The following is a 4192-nucleotide window of genomic DNA, read 5'->3' on the forward strand; positions in this document are numbered from 1 at the left end:
CACGCAGTCCCTTTCCTTACTGCTGCTTTCATATCCTGCGAGAAAATGCGCAATCTCATCAATTGGAGCAATTGTTGCAGAGAGCCCAATCCTTGTGAAATATCTTCCTTTCTGCAGGCGCTCAAGGCTCAGCGAAAGATGAACTCCTCTCTTGTTCTCTGCAAGCGCGTGGATTTCATCCACAACGCACCAGTCAATCTCCCCAATCAGCTTTGCAAACTTTATTGCGGAAAGCATTATCCCGAGTGATTCGGGAGTTGTAATGAGGATATGAGGAGGCTTTGCAAGCATCTTTGCCTTGTCAGAAGCAGTTGTGTCGCCTGTTCTTACTCCCACTCTTATCCCCAATTTTTTCCCGTAAAGCTCCTCCATTTCCTTAAGGGGAGTTTTCAGGTTAACCTCAATGTCATAGTTAAGCGCCTTCAATGGCGAAATATAAATGCAGTAAACCCTGTCCTCAAGGGCGTTTTTCTCTGAAAGCCCGACAAGCTCATTAAGGATTGAAAGGAATGCAGTCAGGGTTTTTGTGCTTCCTGTTGGGGCGCTGATAAGGATATTCTTCCTTTCATGGATTTCAAGCAGTGCGTATCTCTGAGAAATTGATAATTCCTTGAATTTTGAGAAGAACCATTTTTTCACAAGGGGATGAAATACATTAAGAATCTCCTCCTCAGAATCCGGCTTCTCCTTGTAAGTAAGCATGAAAAAGATGGATGAAATCCTGATTTAAAGGTTTATCTGTTTTAAAAAGGATTATGGAATTTAAGAGAATATTTCCTATTCCTTCCAGTTAGCCCTTATCGGCGCAATTATCTTCTCAAGATAAGAGGTTACTGCATTTTTCAGGTCAAGAGGGTAAATCTCCCCTGAAACATATTTTTTCTCAAGCTCGCTGTAGCTTCCAACTTCAATGTTTCCGCCGTATTTTTCAGTCCTTTCAATCCTGAAAACATCAATCCTCGGGAATATTATCAGGCGCGCAATCTGAAGTATTGGATTGTCCTCTGCAATCTTTTCAGGGCAGTGCGCCTTTGAGATTGTCTTTTTTATCTCATCATAAGAGTCAGTTACAGAAATCCCTGAACCTGGGATGGATTTTGACATCTTTTGTCCGGGCCCCTTTAATGAGGTTATAAGAGGGGTATGGACTGCAATGAAATGATGCCTTGTTGTCTCAACTGCCTCTCTCCCCATCATATGCACTTTTCTCTGCTCAAGCCCGCCCTCTGCAACATCCACCCCAAGGTATTTCATGTCCACAATCTGCATAAGAGGATACCACAATTGGGAGATTGTTGCGTGCTCAACATCCCTTGCAATCTCCTGCATGCTTCTTAGCCCCCTGTTTATTGTGGAGCTCTGCGCCATCCTTAAGACATCAAGAAGGTATTCTTTCCCGAACTCAAAGTCAGAACCAAGGGCAACCTCTGCCTTAAGCCCTATTGCCTTTATGGTTTTTCTCCAGTTCTCAACCTCGCGCTTTATGTCCTCTTCAGTCCCCTTCCTGTTGAGAAATGCGTGGATGTCTGCGAGAAGAATTATCACCTTGAAGCCAGCTTTCTCAAAGTCCATGAGCTTTGTGATTGTGACAAAATGCCCGATATGCATGGGTCCTGAGGGCTCGTATCCGCAGTAAACAACCGGGTGCTCTTTTTGAGAGAGCAGCTTTCTTAGCTCATCTTCTGATATTATCTCTTCTGTGTTCCTTTTTATGAGCGCGAACTTTTCTTCAGCATTCATAGGGTAAAGTTGCCAAGTGTTTTTTATAAATCTTTCGAGAAATATGCTCTTTATTTTTTTCTGATTTTATTCAGAATAAGTTTATACCTGATAATTTTGCTCTCGCTTGATTCATTAATATCCTTGTTATTGTATAATTCAACAAATAAATCGCTATTTTTAATTTGCTGTCCTGTATAAATTGCAAATGTTATTACCAATCTGACTGCTTCTTTGAACGGGATTGAATGTTCTACGGTGTAAGATAAACTATTGTATAATAACGAATTATTTTCCGATATTGAGGTAATCGCTGCGTCTCTTAGATCGCCTTCAAACTCTTTCCTCTGCGTTTGAAAATCCTGATAAGTAAATCCGGATTCAAACAGATTCAAGGTGTTTTTATTCTCATCTGAAAGATAAGTTATAGTGAAATTAGATGCGTCAATTTTATTTTTTAAGTATGTTTTGTATTCATCTAATGAAGTAAAGTTTTTTTTAAATTCTTCTGAGCGGATATACATTGATTCATTATTTGCTTGTTTTAGAGTTGTTTTGATTATTTCTGAATTTACTATAATGTATACTGACTGAATGATTTGATCCACGACAGGTTTTGCGCAATTGGTTGAGATACAAAAGCCTTTGTTTGCATCAAAATTTTGAAAAGTATTTTTCTGTTTGTTTGCCGATTCAATAAAATTGTTCTGATAAGTTTTAATCTCTTCGAAAACTATGTAATTCGCAGTGTATAATCTGGCAGTTGCTGCATTCAATTCTGTGACTGAATTCTTAAATTGCTGATTATACATCTGTGTTCTTTGGTTGTAGATGTAGTTTGAACCAATTACTAATAATAAAGAGATTATTACTGAACTAATCAGGGATATAATTAAGGAAGCTGTTAAGATTCGTTTGAGGTTTGGTTGAATGTTATTAATTATGCTTGAATACAAACATAATGATGAAAAGAAAACCAGCGAGACCGGAAGCAAATAAACATATTGAATTATAAAAATATTTAGAAAAGAATTATGGAATAAGAAATAAGGTAATATGATTGCAGCAATCAGTGCTGTCAAAAAAGAGAAGGATAAGACATAGCTTGATTCTTTTATTTTATTGATCAGTTTTCTGTCAAATGATTTAACTATGATTATTGAATATACAAAAGATATTGCCAGTATCAAGATTAAAGAAAGAAAAAAAGTATGAATAAAATTACCAATTAATGCCGAAATAATAATCAAGGTAATTATGAATAGCGGAAGAAGAATTTTATCGTTGTTTAATATTGTTTCTTTTTGTGCCATTAACTATTCATCTTAAATAAGCGAATATATAAAGTTACCTGAAGTAATTAAAAGAGGCTATTGTCATATTCGTCACTGCAGTTCATACATTTTCCCATCTTCTTTTCGATGGTATTGCCGGGTCACAACAACTTTCTCTTCTATTGTGCCTCTATCCACTTTGCAGGAAGAAAGCATTACCCTGTGCACAACATGGCCTCCTCCGCGCTCATCGCTGAAATAAGTAATTGATGATTGACTGCAAATTTCGCGTTGTTCGGCGTCGCTAGGGGCGCTGTAACCTTTAAACTTTGCTTCCAACGAATCATTTATCTTGAGCGGATGTCCATTAAAAGATTCTATTAATCTGTTATAACAGGCATCTGCTGCATCTTTTGATGTAAAGTAAACCGGTTCGCTAAAACCAAATTGGTCGATAAAATTGGGCCCTGTGCAGAAATCAGTGTTCAGTTCAACTTTGTAGATTGTTACTGCTTCATCAATTTTTTCTTTCAGTCCCATTTCAGCATCTTCCTTAATAAACCTGATTTTAAAATCAGAGAACCTTTAGAGGCGTTGCAGAGTTCTTTTTGTTTTCTGGAAAAAAAACTGCGCAGTGTTGCATGTGTGGCAAAAATAAATAATTCTTTTTATCAGTCGCGTTTAGAGATGGGATGCTCTTTGTTCAGCTGAAGCAAATCCCATAAATTGCCGTACAAATCCGCAAAGACGGCAACCATACCATATGATTCTTCTTTTGGCTCCCTCACAAATTTAATGCCTTTGGAAACCATGTCCTTGTAGTCCCTCCAGAAATCATCGCTGTTGAGAAACAAAAATACCCTGCCTCCGCTCTGGTTGCCGATAAACTTCTCCTGCTCAGGTTTTGATGCCCTTGCAAGCAATAACGTTGTCCCGCTTGAGCCCGGAGGGGAAACTACCACCCATCGTTTGTCTTGTTCAGGCTGATATGTGTCTTCAACTAAAGTGAAATTAAGCTTCTTAGTGTAGAATTCAATGGCCTCATCGTAATCCCTTACCACCAAAGCAACATGGACTATTGATTGTTTCATATTCTTATGAATGCACCATATGTTATTTAATCTTTTTGCTGCATTAATAATAAACAATAAATTTTAGAATTCGTAAATAAAAAAATAATTTAGAAAGGTTTAGTACTT

5 protein-coding genes are annotated in these 4192 nt (G+C 37.6%); all 5 read right to left on the minus strand.

Annotation, left to right across the window (positions count from 1 at the left end):
* Nucleotides 1–702, minus strand: a 702-nt coding sequence (locus NTV63_01750) for a DEAD/DEAH box helicase (GenBank protein ID MCX6709659.1), incomplete at its 3' end; no start/stop codon positions are given.
* Nucleotides 703–777: 75 nt separating this feature from the next.
* Nucleotides 778–1740, minus strand: coding sequence for a tyrosine--tRNA ligase (locus tag NTV63_01755; GenBank protein ID MCX6709660.1), 963 nt, complete (start codon nucleotides 1738–1740; stop codon nucleotides 778–780).
* 50 nt (nucleotides 1741–1790) lie between these two features.
* On the minus strand, nucleotides 1791–3032 hold the full coding sequence (locus NTV63_01760) for a hypothetical protein (GenBank protein MCX6709661.1): 1242 nt from the start codon (nucleotides 3030–3032) through the stop codon (nucleotides 1791–1793).
* 72 nt (nucleotides 3033–3104) lie between these two features.
* On the minus strand, nucleotides 3105–3533 hold the full coding sequence (locus tag NTV63_01765; GenBank protein ID MCX6709662.1) for a hypothetical protein: 429 nt from the start codon (nucleotides 3531–3533) through the stop codon (nucleotides 3105–3107).
* A 131-nt stretch (nucleotides 3534–3664) separates the two neighbouring features.
* Nucleotides 3665–4084 (minus strand): VOC family protein, encoded by a 420-nt coding sequence (locus tag NTV63_01770; GenBank protein MCX6709663.1) that lies wholly within the window; start codon nucleotides 4082–4084, stop codon nucleotides 3665–3667.
* Nucleotides 4085–4192 lie beyond the last annotated feature (108 nt).

Source organism: Candidatus Woesearchaeota archaeon, from assembly GCA_026394965.1.
Taxonomy (GTDB): Archaea; Nanobdellota; Nanobdellia; order Woesearchaeales; family 0-14-0-80-44-23; genus JAPLZQ01.